The 242-nt window shown below is 70.7% G+C and carries 1 protein-coding gene; it reads right to left on the reverse strand.

Features of this window, described 5'->3' with window-relative positions; translation table 11 throughout:
• On the reverse strand, positions 1 to 242 hold a 242-nt coding region (locus tag AC0IW9_RS31775; RefSeq protein WP_471652263.1), incomplete at both ends, for an HWE histidine kinase domain-containing protein.

Here is a 242-nt window from a genome sequence, read left to right on the forward strand (position 1 = left end):
GGGCCATGGATAGCGCTTGCACCGCGGCGGGCGAAAGGGTCACGACCGGCCCTTCGAGCACGACACGGGTCGCGCGTGCTGTATCACTCAAGAAGGCGGTCAGCTCCGCCTCCACCACCGCCCGCAGGTCGGCACCGGCCCAGCGGGCCGGGGCAAGCAGGGTATGGGCGCGGGCCAGCGCAGCAATTCGCCCCTCGACTGCTTTGGCATATTCAGCGGCATCGGAGCGCGGCGTCAGCCGC

Source organism: Belnapia sp. AC561 (genome assembly GCF_979252845.1).